This window comes from Vibrio sp. Isolate33 (assembly GCF_022397895.1).
GTDB classification, from domain to species: Bacteria; Pseudomonadota; Gammaproteobacteria; order Enterobacterales; family Vibrionaceae; genus Vibrio; species Vibrio pomeroyi.
Genome location: NZ_JAKEUP010000013.1, coordinates 37,491 through 59,174, shown reverse-complemented (window position 1 = coordinate 59,174; position 21,684 = coordinate 37,491). Strand labels below are relative to the sequence as shown.

18 protein-coding genes, 1 pseudogene and 1 other annotated feature are annotated in these 21,684 nt (G+C 44.5%); of the genes and pseudogenes, 14 read left to right on the top strand and 5 right to left on the bottom strand.

The window, feature by feature from the left end:
- The first annotated feature begins 475 nt into the window (after window positions 1–475).
- The 4 genes from L1D37_RS17135 (at window position 476) to L1D37_RS17120 (ending at window position 6,226) form a co-directional block, all read left to right on the top strand.
- Complete coding sequence (locus L1D37_RS17135) at window positions 476–1,429, top strand: TIGR01212 family radical SAM protein (protein WP_239848566.1); 954 nt, start codon at window positions 476–478, stop codon at window positions 1,427–1,429.
- Between the two features lie 91 nt (window positions 1,430–1,520).
- Complete coding sequence (locus tag L1D37_RS17130) at window positions 1,521–3,272, top strand: diguanylate cyclase (RefSeq protein WP_239848565.1); 1,752 nt, start codon at window positions 1,521–1,523, stop codon at window positions 3,270–3,272.
- A 151-nt stretch (window positions 3,273–3,423) separates the two neighbouring features.
- Window positions 3,424–5,775: an aerobic respiration two-component sensor histidine kinase ArcB gene (gene arcB / locus L1D37_RS17125; RefSeq protein WP_239848564.1), complete on the top strand. Its 2,352-nt coding sequence runs from the start codon at window positions 3,424–3,426 to the stop codon at window positions 5,773–5,775.
- 7 nt (window positions 5,776–5,782) lie between these two features.
- The gene (locus L1D37_RS17120) at window positions 5,783–6,226 is read left to right on the top strand and encodes a hypothetical protein (protein WP_017630237.1); all 444 of its coding nucleotides are present in this window, start codon (window positions 5,783–5,785) and stop codon (window positions 6,224–6,226) included.
- 125 nt (window positions 6,227–6,351) lie between these two features.
- On the opposite strand, the gene arcA is transcribed toward L1D37_RS17120, so the two are convergent.
- Together arcA and L1D37_RS17110 are read right to left on the bottom strand one after the other, a co-directional pair.
- A complete protein-coding gene (gene arcA / locus L1D37_RS17115; protein WP_004741534.1) occupies window positions 6,352–7,068 on the bottom strand; it encodes a two-component system response regulator ArcA in 717 nt (238 codons plus the stop codon).
- Window positions 7,069–7,440: 372 nt separating this feature from the next.
- A pseudogene (locus L1D37_RS17110) lies at window positions 7,441–7,599 on the bottom strand (ribonuclease activity regulator protein RraA).
- A 47-nt stretch (window positions 7,600–7,646) separates the two neighbouring features.
- Here L1D37_RS17110 and L1D37_RS17105 point away from each other — a divergent pair.
- Entirely contained in the window at window positions 7,647–8,132 is a 486-nt protein-coding gene (locus L1D37_RS17105; RefSeq protein WP_239830932.1) for a putative 4-hydroxy-4-methyl-2-oxoglutarate aldolase, read from the top strand.
- A 45-nt stretch (window positions 8,133–8,177) separates the two neighbouring features.
- On the opposite strand, the gene L1D37_RS17100 is transcribed toward L1D37_RS17105, so the two are convergent.
- Window positions 8,178–8,654 (bottom strand): ribonuclease regulator, encoded by a 477-nt coding sequence (locus tag L1D37_RS17100; protein WP_239848563.1) that lies wholly within the window; start codon window positions 8,652–8,654, stop codon window positions 8,178–8,180.
- Between the two features lie 317 nt (window positions 8,655–8,971).
- Window positions 8,972–9,090: a sequence feature (Thr leader region), on the top strand.
- A 29-nt stretch (window positions 9,091–9,119) separates the two neighbouring features.
- Between L1D37_RS17100 and thrA the strand changes: the two genes are divergently transcribed.
- The 4 genes from thrA (at window position 9,120) to L1D37_RS17080 (ending at window position 14,676) form a co-directional block, all read left to right on the top strand.
- The gene (gene thrA, locus L1D37_RS17095) at window positions 9,120–11,579 is read left to right on the top strand and encodes a bifunctional aspartate kinase/homoserine dehydrogenase I (protein WP_176682016.1); all 2,460 of its coding nucleotides are present in this window, start codon (window positions 9,120–9,122) and stop codon (window positions 11,577–11,579) included.
- Between the two features lie 17 nt (window positions 11,580–11,596).
- Window positions 11,597–12,553 carry a homoserine kinase gene (gene thrB, locus L1D37_RS17090; protein WP_048615050.1) on the top strand — a complete coding sequence of 319 codons (957 nt, stop codon included), beginning with the start codon at window positions 11,597–11,599 and terminating at the stop codon, window positions 12,551–12,553.
- Window positions 12,550–13,836 (top strand): threonine synthase, encoded by a 1,287-nt coding sequence (gene thrC, locus L1D37_RS17085; RefSeq protein ID WP_017630232.1) that lies wholly within the window; start codon window positions 12,550–12,552, stop codon window positions 13,834–13,836. The genes thrB and thrC overlap by 4 nt, the downstream gene beginning before the upstream one ends.
- 180 nt (window positions 13,837–14,016) lie before the next feature.
- Window positions 14,017–14,676: an NAD(P)H-dependent oxidoreductase gene (locus L1D37_RS17080; protein ID WP_239848562.1), complete on the top strand. Its 660-nt coding sequence runs from the start codon at window positions 14,017–14,019 to the stop codon at window positions 14,674–14,676.
- A gap of 153 nt (window positions 14,677–14,829) precedes the next feature.
- Here the strand turns inward: L1D37_RS17080 and grcA are convergent, their stop codons facing one another.
- A complete protein-coding gene (grcA, locus tag L1D37_RS17075; RefSeq protein WP_017059315.1) occupies window positions 14,830–15,207 on the bottom strand; it encodes an autonomous glycyl radical cofactor GrcA in 378 nt (125 codons plus the stop codon).
- A gap of 326 nt (window positions 15,208–15,533) precedes the next feature.
- Between grcA and nfo the strand changes: the two genes are divergently transcribed.
- The 3 genes from nfo (at window position 15,534) to L1D37_RS17060 (ending at window position 18,155) form a co-directional block, all read left to right on the top strand.
- On the top strand, window positions 15,534–16,442 hold the full coding sequence (gene nfo / locus L1D37_RS17070) for a deoxyribonuclease IV (protein ID WP_176682014.1): 909 nt from the start codon (window positions 15,534–15,536) through the stop codon (window positions 16,440–16,442).
- 394 nt (window positions 16,443–16,836) lie between these two features.
- Window positions 16,837–17,517, top strand: coding sequence for a uracil-DNA glycosylase (ung, locus tag L1D37_RS17065; protein WP_239848561.1), 681 nt, complete (start codon window positions 16,837–16,839; stop codon window positions 17,515–17,517).
- 86 nt (window positions 17,518–17,603) lie between these two features.
- Entirely contained in the window at window positions 17,604–18,155 is a 552-nt protein-coding gene (locus L1D37_RS17060; RefSeq protein WP_026084176.1) for a hemerythrin domain-containing protein, read from the top strand.
- 182 nt (window positions 18,156–18,337) lie between these two features.
- Here the strand turns inward: L1D37_RS17060 and L1D37_RS17055 are convergent, their stop codons facing one another.
- Window positions 18,338–18,526, bottom strand: a complete 189-nt coding sequence (locus L1D37_RS17055; RefSeq protein WP_008224353.1) for a DUF3545 family protein — start codon at window positions 18,524–18,526, stop codon at window positions 18,338–18,340.
- A gap of 712 nt (window positions 18,527–19,238) precedes the next feature.
- Here L1D37_RS17055 and L1D37_RS17050 point away from each other — a divergent pair.
- Together L1D37_RS17050 and yaaA are read left to right on the top strand one after the other, a co-directional pair.
- Complete coding sequence (locus L1D37_RS17050; protein ID WP_032545312.1) at window positions 19,239–20,666, top strand: sodium:alanine symporter family protein; 1,428 nt, start codon at window positions 19,239–19,241, stop codon at window positions 20,664–20,666.
- A gap of 208 nt (window positions 20,667–20,874) precedes the next feature.
- Window positions 20,875–21,651 carry a peroxide stress protein YaaA gene (gene yaaA / locus L1D37_RS17045; RefSeq protein WP_123924403.1) on the top strand — a complete coding sequence of 259 codons (777 nt, stop codon included), beginning with the start codon at window positions 20,875–20,877 and terminating at the stop codon, window positions 21,649–21,651.
- Window positions 21,652–21,684 lie beyond the last annotated feature (33 nt).

Here is a 21,684-nt window from a genome sequence, read left to right as displayed (position 1 = left end):
TGTCCTTTTATATTTATGGGTCTAAACCTGCCTATGCTGGCGGTTTGAATCCTTTCCGTATCTCGCAGGAAAAGTATTGCGAGAAAAACAATCCTTAGTGATATCCGTTTATTTTTAACCACAAACTAGTGGTTTATATAGGTGGGAGTTAGATATCACCGACTTATTAGCAAGTTTTCGTTGTAAGTAAATACTCAAAAATAGCCAATATGTGTAAGTATCCTACAATTTTGTCTAGGCGAATTGCAATGAAAGTTGACCCATGTAGACCATTTTTTTCGTTTTATTTTGAATTTTTTGTCTAACAAATGTGCAACATTAGGCAAATAGAGCCGATTTTTTGCATGTTTATTGATATTTGATAGGTTGCTCGCAAAAAGCCTTGAGTAAACTAATTGGTCGAATTTTGCAGGGATGTAATTTTTTTTCAAAAAAGACTGATATTCATTCTTATTTACTTGAGCGCTTTGAAAATATGCAATTACATGAGTTGGTCAATACTATCGGCCAAGATCTCCAACGTCGTTATGGCGAAAAGGTTCACAAGCTAACACTGCACGGCGGTTTTAGTTGTCCAAACCGAGATGGCACCATTGGCCGCGGAGGCTGCACTTTTTGTAATGTGGCTTCCTTTGCTGATGAACAAACTCAGGTTCAAAGTATTGCAGACCAACTAAAAGATCGTGCGGGTGAAATTGCTCGTGCTAAGAAGTATCTTGCTTATTTTCAGGCGTACACCAGTACTTATGCTGAGGTGCAAGTGCTCAAGAATATGTATGAAGAGGCACTAAAAGCACCGGGCGCCGACATCGTTGGGCTGTGTGTTGGTACAAGACCAGACTGCGTACCTGATGCTGTGTTGGATCTGCTCGCGGGTTACGTAAAACAAGGTTATGAAATCTGGCTGGAACTTGGCTTGCAAACGGCCAATGATAAGACCCTAAAACGCATTAACCGCGGACACGATTTTGCGGTGTATGAAACGATCACCAACCGCGCACGTGCGTTAGGTATCAAGGTGTGTACTCATCTTATTGTTGGCCTGCCAAAAGAGACCAAAGCGGACAATCTTGAAACTTTAGACAAGGTATTAGCGGTAGGAACCGATGGCATCAAACTTCACGGCCTTCATATAGTAGAGGGCAGCACCATGGCTAAGGCGTGGAAAGCAGGAAAGCTAGAAGCACCAAGCCTTGAAGAGTACATTGATGTTGCGACTGATATCATTCAGCGTACGCCTGCGAACGTGGTTTATCATCGTGTTTCATCAGCCGCGAGACGTCCAACTTTGCTCTCGCCTTTATGGTGTGAAAACCGTTGGTTAGCGATGACTGAGATTGGTCGTTCATTAGATAAAACCGGCGCACAAGGCATCCAAACAGGTTCAGCATTTGAGTACACGCTACCCGTTTTAAACGCAGCCAATTGATAGAAATAGGTGAAAGTAGGTAACAGCAGATAAAACCAACAAATAGTGGTAACATTTCCCTCACAGAATTTATGGTATAGATTGAGAGTAAATGGAACTGGTAATGACTTGGTTGTGGGACAGGGCGTATGGCTACGGTATTTATATCGTTCTCATGTTGCTGATTGCTCTCATCTGCTGGCATCTTTATTCACGTTATCAGTCGCATATTGAACAGCTTCTTCTTTCTACTCCGTCGCCACTCTATTTCGTCGATGTGCGAAGTGGCGAGATCCTCTATGCTAATCGCCAAGCGATGCAACTGCTTGGCATCCGCCAAATCGGTGTTAATTTTCGCTTTCCTACCGTGGAGAGTGAGAACAGCTTTCGCCACTATTTAACCAATCACATAAACTCTCGAGCATTTGAGCAGATCTCGTTTTGGGCTCTTTCTGAATTTGAATATTTTAAGATCAATTTAGTGGCTCGTAAGATCCGCTTTAGAAGCAAGAAAGCGTGGATGATTCACGCCTCTCCCTACAAGAATACCAATGAAGAGCAGTCTCAAGAAGTTCGAGAACTGAATGTCGCGCGTACGGCTTTGGATTCTCTGTCTGAGCTGATCTATGTAAAGGATCAGAAGGGTGAGTTGGTCGCGAGTAATCGTTCGTTTAAAAAGTTTTGGCATGGTCGTCCTGAAGAGGGCACTTTGAGTGTGTCTGGTGGTGCATTAAAAGGTCGTGTTAGTGAACGATCGTGGACAACCGACCAAGACGGCAAAGGTTGCTTGCTCGAAACCTATCAAAGTGTGCTGCTTTCCCAAGATGGAGAAACAATCGGTACGCTCTCTATTAGCCATGATGTGACCGATTGGCATGACATGCAGCAGAAACTGCGTGGCGAGATGGAGAAGCGTAAAGATACCGAAGTTGCACTTGCCCAGCGTGACACCATCTTACAAAACATCTTAGAAGCCAGCCCGGACTCAATTGGTATCTTCAACGAGAACATGGTTTATCAAGCGTGTAATAAGCCATTCGTCGCGGCGCTTGGTATTTCTGAGGTCAGTGATTTAGTCGGCAAACGTCTGCAAGACGTGGTGCCAAACAGCATGTACATGCGCATCTCAGACACGGATCATCAAGTGCTTCATCACGGTAAATCACTGCGCTACATCGATAAGGTGGTGTCCAGTGATGGCGAGTACACTTGGTATGATGTGGTGAAATCTCCGTTTAGAGATCCAGCCTCTAGCACCAATGGTGTGCTGATCATGGCGCGTGATATCACTGAGCGTTACCTTGCGGAGCAAAAACTTGAAGAGGCCAACCTTGAGCTTGAGCGCCTCAGTTTTATGGACAGCCTGACTCAAGTATCTAACCGACGTCGTTTCGACGAGCAGTTGTCGACACTGTGGCATTACCATGTGCGTGAGAAGTTGCCACTGACGATTATGTTGTGTGATATCGACTTCTTTAAAGGCTATAACGATTATTACGGACACCAGCAAGGTGATGATGCGCTGATTCAAGTCTCTCAGGCGTTTAAAAAGGTGCTTAATCGCTCGTCAGATTGTGTGGCTCGTTATGGCGGTGAAGAGTTCGGCTTTATTCTGCCAAATACAACGGCTGATGGTGCGCAGCTGGTGGCGGAGCGCATTCATAGTGAAGTCGTTAAACTAGGGCTAATACACGAGAAGTCGGCAGTCTCCGAATTCATCACGGTGAGTATCGGTATCATCTCTTACATTCCGACACCTGACGATGAGATGGAATCTGCGGTTGCCTTGGCTGATAGCGCGTTGTACCAAGCGAAATCCGATGGCCGAAACCGTTCAATTGTGCATCCATCGTCAATTCGCTAAACAAACCTATCACTGACTTAACCAGTATTTACTCGGGTTATCTGTTTTAAACAATATAACCCTAGCTCTCTTGCTGCATGTGATGTAGCTAGCTTACCTCCTATCTTCAAACAGGGTAGAATGTTGCTAGTCTTATCGCATGGAGCGCTAAATGAAACCCATGAAAAATCTCGCCCAGTATTACGTGGATCTACTCGTAAAACTGGGGATTGTCCGCTTTTCTATCTTACTCGCCCTAGCGCTTGTTGCTCTCGCTGTTGTTGTGCAAGTCGGCATAACCCTCGCACTCAAAGGTAATGTTGATGATATCGACATTGTCCGTTCAGTTTTCTTCGGTTTAGTGATCACGCCTTGGGCTGTTTACTTCCTGTCAGTGGTGGTTGATCAGCTGGAAGAGTCTCGTCAAAGATTGGCGAAGTTAGTCTCTAAGCTTGGTGACATGCGTGAGCGAGACCAAGAGCTCAACAATAAACTGCAACTCAATATCGAGAAGCTGAATCAAGAAATCGAAGAGCGTGAAAAAGCAGAAGAAGCACGCGCAGAAGCGATGCATGATCTCGAGAATGAAGTATTCCAACGTGAACGTACTCAACTTGAGTTAGCTGAACGTACTGCGCTACTGCGTTCGTTTATCGATGCCTCGCCTGACCTTATTTACTACCGTAATGAAGAGGGTGTTTTCTCTGGTTGTAACCGTGCGGTTGAAGAGCTCACTGGCAAGACAGAAAAAGAGCTAGTCGGTTTGACGCCTTGGGATGTCTACAGCAAAGAGGTCGCTCAACAAGTTGTGGAAACCGATAAGAAGGTGTTTGCCGATAACCAAGCGCTCACTTATGACCAATGGCTTGAATATCCTGACGGACGTAAGAGCTACTTCGAACTGCGTAAAGTACCTTTCTACAGCAAAGATGGTCGCCACTTAGGCTTAGTGGGTTTTGGTCGTGATATTACCGAGCGTAAAGAGCATCAAGAGTCGCTAGAGAAAGCCAGTCGCGATAAGACCACCTTTATCTCAACCATTAGTCATGAGCTAAGAACGCCGCTTAACGGCATTATTGGTTTGAGCCGTATGCTACTTGATAGCCAACTGACCACTGAACAGCGCAAGCAGATGCAAACAATCAAGGTGAGCGCAGTGACACTGGGTAATATCTTCAACGATATTATTGATATGGATAAGTTCGACCGTCGTAAGCTTGAGCTATTCCCAACCCCAATCAACTTTGAAGATTTCGTTGTTGAGATCGAAAGTATCTCTGCATTGATGGCTGAACAAAAAGGATTGAGATTCGATCTAGAAAGGTTGTCTGATCTCCCTGCGGCCGTTGAAGTGGATGGCACTCGCCTGAGGCAGGTGCTGTGGAACCTCGTAAGTAACGCGATGAAGTTCACCAAAGATGGTGGTGTGGTGATGACAGTCAGCGCCGACATTGATGGCGACTTTGCGAACATCACGATGGAAGTGGAAGACACCGGTATTGGTATCCCTGAAAGTGAAATCGAAAAGATCTTCGCGATGTATTATCAGGTGAAATCCGGAACGGATAATCTGCATGCGGTGGGTACAGGCATTGGCCTTGCTGTCTCACAGCAGCTGATCAATATGATGGATGGCAACATTGAAGTGACTAGTGAAGAGGGCTTTGGTAGTACCTTTACGGTTTCAATTCGTGTGCCGGTTAATCACGATACTCAAGCATTGATTAAAACACCAAGAAAGCAGTCGAATCTTAAGATCTTCATGGTCGAAGATATTGAACTGAACATCACGGTGGCTCGTTCTCTACTTGAAAGCTTAGGTCACGAAGTGACAGTGGTGATGACGGGTAAAGAGGCGCAAATCGCTTTCAACCCGGAAGACTATGACCTGGTACTGTTGGACATCCAACTGCCAGACATGACTGGCTTCGACATTGCTCAGTACTACCGCGAGAAGTACAGCCAGTTACCGCCTTTGGTTGCGTTAACTGCCAACGTGTTAAATAACAAACAAGAGTATTTCCAGAAAGGCATGGACGAAGCGATCAGTAAACCACTGTCGGTTCGAGCTATCCAAGATGTGATCAGCGAGCTTATCGAGGATGCACCAGAAGTGGTCGAGAAAGTCGGAAATATTGAAAAGAGTGAAGAGAGTAAGCCAGTTCTTTCATCGATTGACACCACTTTGCTTGATATTGATATGCTAGAGTCTTATGTTGACATTGTTGGACCGAAACCGGTTTTGGATAGCATCGCGATGTTTGAAGATATGATGCCGGAGTATATGGAAATATTGAATTCCAACATGGTCGCGAAAGACCAAGCCAGTATCGTTTCTGAGGCGCACAAGATCAAAGGCGCGGCAGGTTCGATTGGTTTGAAACGCATACAGCAAATTGCTCAGAAAGCTCAGTCGCCAGATATGCCTGCTTGGTGGGAGAATATTTCAGATTGGGTCGATGAAATTAATAACGAATACCAGAATGACATTGAAGTCTTAAAAAGTTGGTTAAACCAAAGGTAGAAGAATAATGAAAAAATTAGCATTCGCCGCATGCGTAGTGGCATTAGCAGGTTGTTCTGCACCGCAAGTAGAATGGCAGCAAGGTAACCAAGTTGAAGTATCTGCAACGACAGTAACAATGAAAAGCAATCTTTGGCACAACAAGATGCCAACGATTGGAGAGACTCAAGATAAGACACTGCATGGTGCTATCTACCTAGAATCAGACTCAGAGCTGCCAGCAACGCTAGCGGTTGAAAGCGTTACGGTAAAACAAGGTGCAGATACCTTGTTAGTGACGGCTGACGATCTTGATTTAAGAACGCACAGTGAAACTCAGTGGGAAGTCGCTTTTGTGTGGCAGCTAGAGATCGACAGTGACAAGCCTGTTGATGTTGCGGTTGAACTGAAAGATGGTGAAACCGTGAAGTGGCTGGTGGAGAAAGACGTTAAGGTTGATACGGTTTACTAAACCTTACTCAATTTAGAACAACAAAAAAGGGAGAATGCGTTGGCATTCTCCCTTTTTAATAACTATTGATTGCGCTTCTACTGTTAAAATCACTAAGTGCTAAACGACTCGAAACGCGAATCGAATTAGTCTTCTAGGTCACCACAAAAGCGGTAGCCTTCACCGTGAATCGTTGCAATGATTTCTGGCGTACCAGAAACAGATTCAAAGTGCTTACGAATACGACGGATTGTTACGTCTACAGTACGATCGTGTGGCTTAAGCTCACGGCCTGTCATCTTCTTAAGAAGGTCAGCACGTGTTTGGATCTTACCTGGGTTCTCACAGAAGTGAAGTAGAGCACGGAACTCTGAACGAGGTAGCTTGTAGCCTTCGCCATCTGGGCTAACCAGAGAGCGACTGTTGATATCTAGTACCCAACCGTTGAACTCGTACTTCTCAACGCTACGCTTTTCTTCTTGAACAGAGCTTGTGCTCATTGAACGGTTAAGAAGGTTGCGTGCACGGATAGTCAGTTCACGAGGGTTGAAAGGCTTAGTGATGTAGTCATCAGCGCCGATCTCTAGGCCAAGGATCTTATCAACTTCATTATCACGACCAGTTAAGAACATAAGCGCTACATTTGCTTGCTCACGTAGTTCACGCGCAAGTAGTAGGCCATTCTTACCTGGAAGGTTGATGTCCATAATTACAAGGTTAACTTGGTTGTCAGATAGCACTTGGTGCATCTCTTCACCGTCGCTAGCCTCAAAAACAGCATATCCCTCTGCTTCAAAAATACTCTTTAGAGTGTTACGAGTTACTTGCTCATCTTCAACGATAAGAATCTGCGGGGTTTGCATTTGGCGGTACCTAAATTTGTGACGAAACTGTGCTAATAGAATAAATTCTAGGCAAAAACATAACATACAGGTAATGTATTTTTGATGATAACTTAAAGTTTTCAAAAAAACACTTACTTCCAGCTATCTGCCTTCCTTGAAGTATTGCCCAATAACGTAGATCCAGTACGCCTTTCAATCATTCTTTTAGTGATTGCAACGGATTCTATAATGTTAACAGCATGCTAACAACGCGAGAATGTTAATTCCATTCACTTTGTTGATTTACATCAATTGCCGTATCGCAACAAACTTTAATAGTATGGCTACAACTTAACCAGTGTTATGGTGATTATTTAGCATCAAAACCAGAATGGTTATTCGAGATAGTTCTCACATCTCGCATGCTAAAGACCTGATTATGAACCAAGGAAGCGGAAAGCTGTCCTTAGAGTCTAGTAGATAAATATGCTCAATCAACTTTAATTAGTGATTAAATTGAGCATAGAACAATGAAAACAAAGGATTAATTTTAATAACATATAAAAGCACAGAGGTAAGCCTGACTTAACAGGTAGCGCCTTACTCACGGAGGATATATGCACGATATAACACCCGACTTGTGTGATGAGTTTGAAAGCAAAGTCACCCTACTTAACCTTCCATTACAGAACTTCGGTCAACGTGGTGCGTTCTGGGGAAAAATTGTAACAGTTCGTTGTTATCACGATAATTCCAAGGTTCGCGAGGTTTTAGCGACCGACGGCAGCGGCAAAGTGCTGGTTGTTGACGGAAATGGCTCGTGCCAAAAAGCATTGCTTGGTGACCAACTCGCTATTCTTGCAATAGAAAATGGCTGGGAGGGCGTGATTGTTAATGGTGCTGTGCGGGATGTTGGCATGATGTCGCAAATGGACTTGGGTGTTCAGGCGCTAGGTGCATCACCATTCAAAACCGAGAAGCGTGGCGTAGGCCAAGTGAATGTGACACTGACAGTGCATAACCAACTGATTCAGCCTGGTGATTACATTTATGCAGATTGGAATGGCGTGTTAATTTCGTCGGAGCTGTTGCTCGAATCATAACGGCGATTTGATTCGCCGTTATTAATGGGTAACAAGCATATTGGGTTAGAAGCGAAACCCTAATCCCACTTCAACCCCCTGCTGCCACTCTTCATAATCAAGGGTGGCATGCAGATCCAAGTTGTCCGTTAGTTGAACTCGGCTTGAAACTTCCGCAGCCACAGATTTTTCATTTTCTTCGGTTTCATCCTTATAGGTATGAAGAGAGCTATTGAAAGAGATTCTTTCAGAGAACTGATAGCTGACACCGCTCAAGAATCCACTTTCACTTTTCAAAGACGCACTGTTTATACGTGTACCGACATAAAGATCAACATCATCAAACAAGCTATAGGCGTAGCCACTGTCGACTTTCCAAGTATCGAAACTTTCGTTCGACGCATTTTGAGCTGAGATAAAGAACTTATGAGCAGAACGATCGATTTGACCAGGTAATAGGGGCAGGTTGCTTAACAGGGGTAAGCTGTTCGCTGAACAAACGACAGGCATAGCAAAGGCTAAAAGAATAAGTAATCTCTTCACTTCCCACTCCTGATGTCATTATTATTGTTCTTTGAACGTTATCGTTCAATTAAAGCACAGTTCTTGTATGCTTGCTGAACAATCGATATAGCATTTTGTTATGACCATATATGCAATTAATCACTCCTGAGTGTTTATAGGATAAATCCACGATCTGAATTACAGGTGCATACAGGGTGTTTTATCCCTTAAATGACGGTTTGCTCTGAAAAACGGTGTGAATGTAAAAAAAACGCAACTTTTCATTGACGTCTAGTGGTAAAAATTGATACACGTAGAGTAAAGCACAAGCAGAGAATTTGATATGCAGCACGTAAGCCACCTAGTAATGACCACAACCATTATTATTACCGACATTAACATTGTTGGGGCAGGCTGCTAAGTAACGGATTTTAAAAAAAAGGCCTGTATCCAACAAGATACAGGCCTTTTTTTGTACCATTTTTATGACTTATGGAGAAAGGGATGCGCGTTTTAAAGTTTGGAGGTTCATCATTAGCTGATGCAGATCGTTTTTTACGAGCTGCTGATATCATCGCTAATAATGCCCAGCAAGAAGAGCTAGCCGTTGTACTATCGGCTCCAGGAAAAACAACCAATAAGTTGGTCGCTGTTATTGAAGCTGCACTGAAAAATGGTGAAGCTGACGCACAAATTACAGAGATCGAATCTTCATTTACTGCGCTGTTTGCAGAGATTAAAGCGGTTGTACCTTCGATTGATGGTACTGCGTTCCAAGAGCAGGTTGATACCTCTCTTGCTCAGCTAAAGCAGTTCGTGAACGGCATCAACCTACTTGGTATGTGCCCAAACCACGTCAATGCTCGTATCATCAGTAAAGGTGAGCGAATCTCTATCCAGTTAATGAAAGCGGTACTTGAAGCAAAAGGCCAGCCAGCAAGCCTGATTGACCCAGTTCAATACCTATACGCTAAAGGTGATCACCTTGAAGCTATGGTTGATGTAGATGTGTCTACTCAGAACTTCCGTCAATCGCCACTTCCACAAGGTCACGTTAACATCATGCCGGGTTTCACTGCGGGTAATGATAAAGGCGAATTGGTCACCCTTGGCCGTAATGGCTCTGACTACTCAGCAGCAGTGCTAGCAGCATGTCTACGTGCTGATTGCTGTGAAATCTGGACAGATGTAGACGGCGTTTACAACTGTGACCCACGCTTAGTCGATGATGCACGTCTGCTTAAGTCACTGAGCTACCAAGAAGCAATGGAGCTTTCTTACTTTGGTGCTTCGGTTCTACACCCGAAAACCATTGCTCCTATCGCGCAATTCCACATTCCTTGCCTGATCAAAAACAGCTTTAACCCACAGGGTGCAGGTACTTTGATCGGCCAAGACACTGGCGAAGATAACCTAGCAATCAAAGGTATCACGACGCTAAGTGACCTAACCATGGTTAACGTATCAGGCCCTGGCATGAAGGGTATGGTTGGCATGGCGAGCCGTGTATTCGGCGCGATGTCTTCAGCTGGCGTTTCTATTGTCCTTATTACTCAATCTTCTTCTGAATACAGCATCAGCTTTTGTATTGAATCAGCAGATAAAGTAAAAGCGAAGCAAGTACTGTCTGACGCATTTGAACTTGAACTTAAAGATGGTCTATTAGAGCCAGTTGAGTTCATGGACGATGTAGCGATTGTAACGCTGGTGGGTGACGGTATGCGTACTTCACGCGGTGTCGCTTCTCAGTTCTTCTCTTCTTTAGCTGAAGTGAACGTGAACATCGTTGCGATTGCTCAAGGTTCATCTGAGCGTGCTATCTCTGCGGTTATCCCTGAAGATAAAATTTCAGAAGCAATTAAAGCGTGTCACGAAAACCTATTTAACTCTAAACACTTCCTAGACGTATTCGTTGTGGGTGTTGGCGGTGTTGGCGGTGAGCTTGTTGACCAGATCCAACGTCAGCAGGGCAAACTGGCTGAAAAAGGCATCGTGATTCGCGTATGTGGTTTAGCAAACAGCAAAGGCTTATTGCTAGACAGTGAAGGCTTACCACTAGAGCAATGGCGTGATCGCATGTCGAGCGCGACAGAAGAGTTTAGCCTAGCTCGTTTAGCGGCTCTGGTTCAACGTAACCACATCATCAACCCTGTACTGGTTGATTGTACGTCTAGTGAAGGTATTGCAGCACAGTACGCAGACTTCCTTGCGGCAGGTTTCCACGTGGTAACACCAAACAAGAAAGCGAACACAGCAAGCATGGCTTACTACCATCAGCTTCGAGAAGTTGCACGTAACTCACGTCGTAAGCTGATGTACGAGACAACGGTAGGCGCAGGTCTACCGGTAATCGAAAACCTACAGAACCTAATTTCTGCAGGTGATGAGCTTGAGAAGTTCAACGGTATCCTTTCTGGTTCACTGTCTTACATCTTCGGTAAGCTTGATGAAGGTATGACGTTAAGCCAAGCAACCAACATTGCTAAAGACAACGGCTTTACTGAACCGGACCCTCGTGACGATCTATCAGGTATGGATGTGGCGCGTAAGCTGCTTATCCTTGCTCGTGAAGCTGGTATGGCACTTGAACTTGAAGACGTTGAAGTAGACCAAGCTCTACCACCGGGTTTTGATGATTCAGGTACGGTTGAAGAGTTTATGGCTCGTTTGCCAGAAGCGGATGCTTACTTCCAAGAGCAATCAGCTATCGCTGCAGAAGAAGGCAAAGTACTTCGTTACGTTGGTGAGATCGCCGATGGTAAATGTAAGGTTCGTATCGCTGCTGTTGATGGCGACGACCCAATGTTCAAGATTAAAGATGGCGAGAACGCGCTGGCATTCTACAGCCGTTACTACCAACCAATCCCGCTAGTACTTCGTGGCTACGGCGCTGGTACTGAAGTAACAGCAGCAGGCGTATTCTCTGATGTGATGCGTACTCTTGGTTGGAAATTAGGAGTTTAGGAATGAGTTCAAGTGATATGGATGTTGTCGTTTATGCTCCTGCATCAATCGGTAATGTCAGTGTAGGGTTTGATGTGCTGGGGGCCGCTGTGTCTCCAGTGGATGGCACACTGCTGGGTGACCGAGTTATGGTTAAAGCAGGTGATGAACCATTCTCACTTAAAACAGCAGGCAGCTTTGTTTCTAAGCTGCCGACTGAAGCCAAAGAAAACATCGTCTACGACTGCTGGGTGGTGTTCTCTAGAGAGCTTGATAAAAAAGGCGTAGCGCTAAAGCCTTTGGAAATGACACTCGAAAAGAACATGCCTATTGGTTCTGGTTTAGGTTCAAGTGCATGTTCAATTGTAGCGGCACTTGATGCGCTAAACCGTTTTCACGGTCAGCCACTGAATGAAACTGAACTGCTTGCTCTGATGGGTGAAATGGAAGGTAAGATTTCAGGCGGTATTCACTACGATAACGTTGCGCCATGTTACCTTGGTGGCGTACAGCTTATGCTTGAAGAGCTAGGTATCATTAGCCAAGAAGTTCCGTGTTTTGATGACTGGTACTGGGTGATGGCTTATCCGGGCATTAAGGTTTCAACGGCAGAAGCGAGAGAGATCCTACCATCTCAATACCGTCGTCAGGATATCATTGCTCATGGTCGCCACTTAGCGGGCTTTATCCACGCGTGTCACTCAGGCCAACCTGAACTAGCTGCGAAGATGATCAAAGACGTGATCGCTGAACCATATCGTGAGAAACTGCTTCCAGGGTTTGCTGACGCTCGTAAATACGCGCTGTCGGCGGGTGCATTGGCTACTGGTATTTCTGGTAGTGGCCCAACTCTATTTAGCATTTGCAAAGAACAAGATGTCGCCGAGCGTGTTGCGCGCTGGTTAGAACAAAATTACGTACAAAATGAAGAAGGATTCGTTCACGTTTGTCGCCTAGATAAGCAAGGTTCGATCGTTACAGGAAGTGAGTTATGAAACTGTACAACATCAAAGAAAATGATGAACAAGTCTCTTTTGGCCAAGCCGTTCGTCAAGGCTTAGGCCGTAATCAAGGTCTATTTTTCCCATCAGAGCTGCCAAAGTTTGATGATATCGATGCGCTGCTAGCAGAGGACTTTGTCCCTCGTAGCTCAAAGATTTTGTCGGCGCTTATCGGTGATGAACTGTCGAAAGAGCAAATTGACCAGATGGTTGACGCAGCGTTCCAATTCCCTGCGCCAATCAACCAAGTAAAAGACGGTGTTTACGCACTTGAGCTTTTCCACGGTCCAACACTGGCATTTAAAGATTTCGGTGGCCGCTTTATGGCGCAATCTTTAGCAGCAGTTTCAGATGGTGGTCAAATCACTATCTTAACGGCAACATCAGGTGATACTGGTGCGGCGGTTGCGCATGCTTTCTACGGTATGGAAGACATCAACGTTGTGATCCTTTACCCGAAAGGCAAGATCAGCCCTCTGCAAGAGAAGCTATTCTGTACTCTAGGTAAGAACATCCATACTGTCGCGATTGATGGCGACTTTGATGCGTGTCAGGCACTGGTTAAAGACTCATTTGATGACGCTGAACTGCGTAAAGAGATTGGCCTTAACTCGGCAAACTCTATCAACATCAGTCGTCTAATGGCTCAGATCTGTTACTACTTTGAAGCGGCTTCTCAGCTGACTAAAGAGCAACGTGAAAACCTGGTTATCTCTGTACCAAGTGGTAACTTTGGTAACCTAACGGCTGGTCTATTGGCTAAAGCGCTTGGCCTACCAGTTAAGCGTTTCATTGCTGCAACCAACGAAAATGACACGGTTCCTCGTTACCTAGAAACAGGTCAATGGGATCCAAAACCGACTGTTGCGACGACATCGAACGCGATGGACGTAAGCCAACCGAACAACTGGCCTCGTATCGAAGAGCTTTGCCAACTGAAAGGTTGGGGCTTAGATACACTAGGCAAGGGTAAAGTATCTGACGAGCAGAGCGCTGAATCAGTACGTGACCTGAAAGCACAGGGTTATCTATGTGAACCACATGGTGCGATTGCTTACCGTTTATTGGAAGAGCAACTGCAAGAGAACGAAACTGGCTTGTTCCTATGTACAGCACACCCAGCGAAGTTCAAAGAAGTGGTTGATGACATCCTAGGCTCTGACATTGAACTGCCTGGTCCGCTAGCAAAACACGCTGCGATGGAGTTGTTGTCTGAAGATCTAGATAACGATTTCGAAGCGCTAAAAGCGGTACTTCGTCGAGTTCAACCAGCGTAGTTTTTCACAAACGTTATGTGTAGAACTTAGATGGTTAAGAGAAAGGTGAATGAGCAATCATTCACCTTTTTTATTGCCTGATTACTTTTAACCAGTAAGCTCTAATGAAGTATTTTCTTAAGCTTGAGGTTAACTCAAGCTCGGCAGTGAACTGACCAAAGTTAAATAGAAAGGGATAGTATGAATTTTTTAATTTTTCTTGGCTCTGTACGTGAGAGTACACCACCAAGACCAGCCCGATTAGGGATGAGAGTCAGCAAGGCGTGTGCAAAGTTACTGGCGGATAAACACTCTGAGCATACCGTCGAGATCATCGACCCATTGAATTACGATTTTGGTGACGTATTTCAACCAGAGTTTTCTTATCATCGCTCCAAAGTACCTGCACATCTTGCTGAGTTAGCGGACAAGATCGCAAAAGCGGATGGTTACGTGATGGTAAGCCCGGAATACAACCACTCAATGAGCCCGGCGCTGGCTAATATTCTCAACCATTTTGGTAGCTCGTTATTCTCATATAAACCGAGCGCTATTGTGACTTATTCTGCAGGTCAGTGGGGCGGAGCAAGAGCATCCGTTTCGATGAGAACTTTCTTATCAGAGCTAGGTTGTTTACCCGTTTCTGCGATGATTCATCTGCCTAAAGCACAAGAAGTGTTTGATGAAGAGGGCTGTGTTGCTCAAGAATCAGAACAGGCACAGTGGGATGAGTACATGAACCGAACGTTTCATCAACTGATGTGGTGGGCACAAGGTGCAGCGTTGCAAAGAGACAATGTGGATCCAACTGCGTTAGCGAAAGCCTTTACCAAAGATCCTTCTCAACGAAACGCGCCATAATCAGAGCAAGTTGGTGAGTGTGATGGGGTGATCCAGAGTGCTCCGAACTGAGTCGAGACAGTTAGCAATAAAAAGTGGGTAACACTAAAACGAAAAAAGCTTGGCCATTTCTGACCAAGCTTTTTAAATCTTTAACACTCTAGTTTACTGAGATTATAGAGACTCAGTGAACGTACGTGCGATAACGTCACGTTGCTGTTCAGTTGTTAGAGAGTTGAAACGTACAGCGTAACCCGATACACGGATTGTTAGCTGAGGGTAGTTCTCTGGGTGAGCAACTGCATCTTCTAGCGTTTCACGCTTAAGAACGTTAACGTTTAGGTGTTGACCACCTTCGATGCGTGGTGCTGCTTCGATTGCAACTTCACGGCTTTCGTACTCGCCTAGGTCTGCAGCTGAGATAACTTGGTCAGCTTCGAAACCTGCAGTAGCAACAACACAACGAGCTTCATTCTTCTCGCTATCTAGTAGCCAGATTGAGTTTAGTAGGTCATCGTTTGCTGCTTTAGTAATTTGAATACCTTGGATCATAACTATCTCCTAGTCCACTGAACGTGGTTTGATTATGGTGTTAACTTTCGATTTTTATTGAGCTGGGTAATATATACCTAATGTTTGTAAGGTTAACATTGATTTAAGTCAAAAAACAACCAAAAACCATATTTTTACAAAGGTGATTATATTGAGGTAAATCAATAAAACCTTTGAAAACAAAGTAATTACAAAATATTTTAAAGTATAAAAAATATTTAACAGTCCTATTTGGTGTAATTTTACTACATTTGTTATGTTTTAATTGAACTACAACTGATATGACCCTTTATTTATGATGCATTCTGAAAGTGTAAAGTGATTTAATGACAAACAAAATTTCATCCTCAAAACCTGAGACAAATATTAAGTTTATTGGCGCTCATGTGTCGGCGGCGGGCGGTGTTGATCAGGCACCCATGCGTGCGCGTGAGATCGGTGCTAATGCGTTCGCACTGTTTACCAAAAACCAGAGGCAGTGGGCGGCAAAGCCACTAGAAGCCAAAACCATTAGTGCATTCAAAGCCAACTGCAAAATGTTGGGCTTTGCTGCCGAGCACATTCTTCCTCATGATTCCTACTTGATTAATCTAGGCGCACCGGAAGAAGAGAAGCTAGAGAAATCACGCGCGGCTTTTATTGATGAGATGGAGCGTTGTAACCAACTTGGTTTAACGCTTTTGAATTTTCACCCTGGCAGTCATCTTAAGAAGATCTCTGAGACGGAATGCTTGGCTAAGATAGCTGAGTCGATCAACCTCGCTCATCAAGCGGTTCCAGATGTGATTGCGGTGATCGAGAATACGTCAGGCCAAGGTACTAACTTGGGCTGGAAGTTTGAGCACCTAGCAGAGATCATTGATCAAGTAGAAGATAAGTCGCGTGTTGGCGTGTGTTTAGATACCTGCCATACCTTTACTGCGGGTTATGACCTACGAACAAAAGAAGCGTGTGAGCATACTTTTTCAGAGTTCGACCGCATTGTGGGCATGCACTATCTAAGAGCAATGCACATCAATGATTCAAAAGCTGAGTTTGCGAGTCGAGTTGATAGACACCATTCTTTAGGAAAAGGCGAAATTGGCTGGGATTGTTTTGAGTATATCGCCTCAGATTCTCGCTTCAATGGAATCCCTCTTATCTTAGAAACGATTGATTCGACGATTTGGAAAGAGGAAATTCAACAACTTAGAATGTTTCATCGCTCAGCAACGGTCGCAACTGAAGAGGCGTAATAGTAGAGGGGAAAATTAACTTTCTTCTATTTGTAAAAATTGGCACCTTTCTTTCATAGTCTTAAAGTGAATATGTATTTCACGATGTCTTAGAGGAGGTGCCTTTATGTATTCAAAAGCCCAAACTTCAACTGTTTCTGCTGCTCGCCGTTTACCAACCCCAAACCGTCACGTGCATAGCCACGGTCACCATCGCACACAGCAGAAAAGTGGTTAATCGAGATCAACACAACTTGAACTGATTATTATGATTCATCAACAAGTGAACCCTACACATCATGTTTATTGATAGCTGTATGAGGTATAACTAGAGCCTTATTTAGGACAGTTAGCCGATACAGCTATTTTTTTGTCTGGCGAAACCTAGAAACCTTGATGATTGGGAAGTAAAACGATGAGCACACCAAAGACTTGGGAATCCATTATTAATGATGAACGTGAGAAAGAGTACTTCCAGAGTGTTCTCGCTTTCGTCGAACAGCAACGTAATAGTGGGAAAACCATCTACCCGCCACAAGAGCAGGTGTTCAGTGCCTTCGATATGACGCCTTTCGAATCAGTGCGAGTGGTTATCTTAGGGCAAGATCCTTACCACGGCGCCAATCAAGCACACGGCTTGGCATTCTCTGTGTTGCCCGGCGTAAAAATCCCGCCTTCTCTACGCAACATGTATAAAGAACTCGCACAAGATATAGAGGGTTTTGAGATCCCTAGCCACGGTTACCTTGATGCTTGGGCATCGCAAGGGGTGCTGATGTTGAACACCGTGCTTACGGTAGAAGAGGCAAAAGCACACTCACACGCTAAGTGTGGCTGGGAAACATTTACCGATGTCATTATTGCAGAACTAAACCAGCGCTCTGAACCGATCATCTTCTTGTTGTGGGGCGCACACGCCCAGAAGAAAGGCCAAGCGATTGATACAGGCATGCACCATGTGCTGGCAGCGCCTCATCCCTCGCCATTGTCAGCTCGTCGTGGTTTCTTTGGTTGTCAGCACTTTTCGACAACCAATAAGCTGCTTTCTTCTATGGATCAACAACCTATCGACTGGCATGTACCAGAAGAAGTGTAGGTTGGTGGTTTTCTGAGCAGGGTCAAATCATAAATCAGCATCTTCGTATACACTTATAAATAGTAGGTGTAATGGAGTGCAATACTATGATGATTGAAAGGATAAGACGAGAGCATGGCTATATGGCTCGTTTACTCGCGATACTCAACAATAAGTTAGAGTTCCTCAAGCAGGAGCGAGAAATAAACTATAGCCTGATCGCCGAGGTGGTTCATTACTTGATGAACCACTCAGACAAAGTACATCACCCTAAAGAAGACGTCATTTATCGCTACTACCTTAAGCAATATGGCAGTGACCAAGCGATTGAGGACTTGGAACTCGAGCATCAGTTGCTATCTGAGAAAACGGCCGACTTCTTAGGTGTGGTTGATATGATTCTCCAAGATGCTGTGGTGCCGCAACAGGTGTTCATTGACCAACTTGAGAGCTTTGTGAAAGCTCAGCGTAAGCACATGGAATATGAAGAGAAGCATGTGTTGCCAATGATTGTTGATGCATTCACGGTGAAAGATTGGCAAGAGGTCGAGTCACAGTGGCTTCAACCAGAAGACGACCCTGTTTTTGGGGACACGATTGCTGACCAATATCGCCAGCTCGCAGCTCGTGTTCGACAAAATGAGCAAGAGTGCGTTTAGATAATATTAAGAGTGAGTCTCCCAGTTCGAAGTGCCTTCTATATAAGAGGCGAGAGTTTGAGACTCCCTCTATATTAGGTGATTCGGTTTTAATGCAGCGCTTTGAACGGATACGAGAGTCTAGACAATAAAAAAGGCACCTTTATAGGTGCCTTTTGCTATCTGATTTCTTATCGTGCTGATTAAAGCTTTATATCGTCAAGGCTAAAATCAAGACCGAGGTTCATCTCTCTTAGCTCTTTCTCAAGCTGCCTACGATCGTTGATTGCTTCGATTTCACGCCACTTACGCTTGAGTGGTTTAGAGCGTGTTTTTTGAGTTGCACGAGGCATTTCTAGTTCTGATACTTCATCGAATTGAAAGCTATCCATAAGCCATATCTCCTTCCGTGGGACTAGTTCTTACGAACTATTAAATATCATATTTAGGTTCACCATAACCTTGATTTGTTTCTCATTTGTTTCAAATCTATGAAGCTTTTGTTCTGTTTTTTTATGCATGCTCACACATTGAGGGAATTTTTATGTATAAAAAACAAGCAAACAAACCGAAGTAAACGATTAAATTAGGGGTTATTGAATGTTAATTCATTGTGCGAAAGGAATAGCACTTTAGCCACAATGCATTTAAGTGCGTATTGCTGTGTGCGAGATAGGAATCTTATTGCTCTAGAAAAAAATGCAGATCTTCACTATACCTTGTAAAACCTAGGCTGACGTCATTTTTATAGGATGGTGTTCTTGTTGCGATGAGGCGATGGTTGTTGTTGATATTATGTCCCGATAATGTGACTTTTATTGGGCTGTATTGTTGAAAAATGTGTTAACAAAAGGTGTGTTATTAGTGAAATGTCATTTTAATATAAGTGCATTTGCATATTGATTTTTAAGCCGTCTCGCTGCATTATCCGCCCGTCAAAAAATACACTGATACGTAAAATGGATGCATGAAGCGACATTTACAATCTAGATCGCAGCAAATAAATATAAAACTAATGCCGACACAACTATTGACACTGGCATAGGTGATCTAGAGGAAGGCTAGGAAGCATGATCGGTGCTTAAACTCAATTACGAGGTTCACGTGACAGACTTAATCAATTTGATGAACGATCTCCTTTGGGGATCTATCTTAGTTTACTTACTGGTTGGTGTGGGTATCTACTTCACCGTACGACTAGGCTTCATTCAATTCCGCCATTTCGGCCACATGTTCTCTGTTCTAAGAAACAGCCGTAAAGCAGACAGTGCTGGTATCTCTTCTTTCCAAGCTCTTTGTACTAGTCTCGCTGCTCGTGTTGGTACGGGTAACATGGCAGGTGTTGCTGTAGCTCTAACCGCTGGTGGCCCTGGTGCTATCTTCTGGATGTGGCTAATCGCAATGCTAGGTATGGCAACATCGTTTGCTGAAAGCACACTGGCACAGCTATACAAAACGCGTGATAACGACGGTAACTACCGCGGCGGCCCTGCATACTACATGGAGAAAGGCCTAGGCATGCGTTGGATGGGGGTTCTATTCTCTATCTTCCTAATCATTGCATTCGGTCTTGTATTCAACGCGGTTCAAGCAAACGCGATTGCAAGCGCAATGAACACAGCATTTGACCTTGAGCGTAGCTACGTTGGTGTTGGTATCGTAATTATCTCTGCATTCGTTATCTTCGGTGGTATCCGTAAGATTGCACGTACTGCAGAAATCATCGTTCCAATCATGGCATTGGCTTACCTAGCGATCGCTATGTACGTGATGTTCGCGAACATTGAGAAAGTGCCTGAAGTATTGGCTCTTATCTTCAAGAGTGCATTCGGCCTGCAAGAAGCAGCAGCGGGTGGCCTTGGTTACGCAATCGCACAAGCGATGATTAACGGTATCAAACGTGGTTTGTTCTCGAACGAAGCGGGTATGGGTTCTGCGCCAAACGCAGCAGCTTCTGCTACGCCTTACCCACCGCACCCAGCATCGCAAGGTTACGTGCAAATGCTAGGCGTATTCATGGACACTATTGTTATCTGTTCTGCAACAGTAGCAATCATCCTGATGTCTGGTGAGTATGTACCACACGGTGAAGTAACGGGTATCGAACTAACGCAACGTGCACTAACAGCACAAGTGGGCGAATGGGGCGGCATCTTTGTAGCGGTAGCGATTTTCTTCTTCGCTTTCACTTCAATCATTGCAAACTACTCGTACGCTGAAACGAACCTTATCTTCCTAGAGCACAACAACAAGAAAGGCCTAGTGCTGTTCCGTATTGTTGTACTGGGTATGGTTATGTTCGGTTCTCTAGCGACACTACCAACGGTATGGGCTCTGGCTGACGTATCGATGGGCCTAATGGCGATTGTTAACTTGGTGGCGATTATCCTGCTATCAGGCATCGTGATTAAGCTAGCGAAAGACTACAACCGCCAACTAGACGCGGGTAAAGTACCGACATTCGATTCGAATGACTTCCCTGAGCTTAAGTCTCAACTGGAAGACGGTATTTGGGACAACAACAAGAAGTAATCTTGTTGGAGCGATAAACCGCTCATCCTAAAACGATTAGAAAGGCTAAGGTTTCGACCTTAGCCTTTTTCTTTGCCTGTCGTTTGTCTCACTCTGTCTATCAAAGCTCATTCTCCCTATCAAAGTAATAGGAAGAGTCATAAAGACAAGTTGATGTTTTTTCTATACTCTAGCAGCATCCAGTTAGATAACCGATTAGGGTAAAGTTATGTTAGTTGTCGTTTCTCCAGCCAAAACACTTGATTACGAATCACCATTAGCGACTGAACGCTTTAGCCAGCCTGAGTTTGTTGAACACTCTGCTGAGCTTATTGAAGAGTGCCGTAAACTGACACCTGCAGATGTCTCTGCATTGATGAAAGTCAGCGATAAGATCGCAGGATTGAACGTAGCGCGCTTTGAGCAGTGGAGCGAGACCTTTACCCAAGACAACGCACGCCAAGCCATCCTAGCCTTCAAAGGCGATGTATACACAGGCCTAGACGCTGAGACGCTATCGGATGAAGATTTTGACTACGCACAAAATCACCTACGCATGCTTTCTGGATTGTATGGTTTGCTTAAGCCGTTAGATTTGATGCAACCTTACCGCCTAGAGATGGGTACACGCTTAGCGAACGCTCGTGGAACTAACTTGTACCAGTTCTGGGGCAACATCATCACAGACAAGCTGAATGAAGCGTTGAACGCTCAAGGCGACAATGTGTTGATCAACCTAGCGTCGAACGAATACTTTAAAGCAGTGAAGCCGAAGAACTTGGATGGTCAAGTGATTACACCGGTATTCAAAGACTGTAAGAATGGTCAATATAAGGTCATCAGTTTCTACGCGAAGAAAGCGCGTGGCATGATGGCTCGCTACATTATCGAAAACAAAGTGGACTCAGTCGAAGCGCTGACTAAGTTCGATACTGCGGGTTACTATTTCGTTGAAGAAGAGTCGAACGCGAAAGAGTTGGTTTTCAAGCGCGAAGAGCAAAACTAGACGTTATTGATTAAAGGTAGTCACGCTCTATAG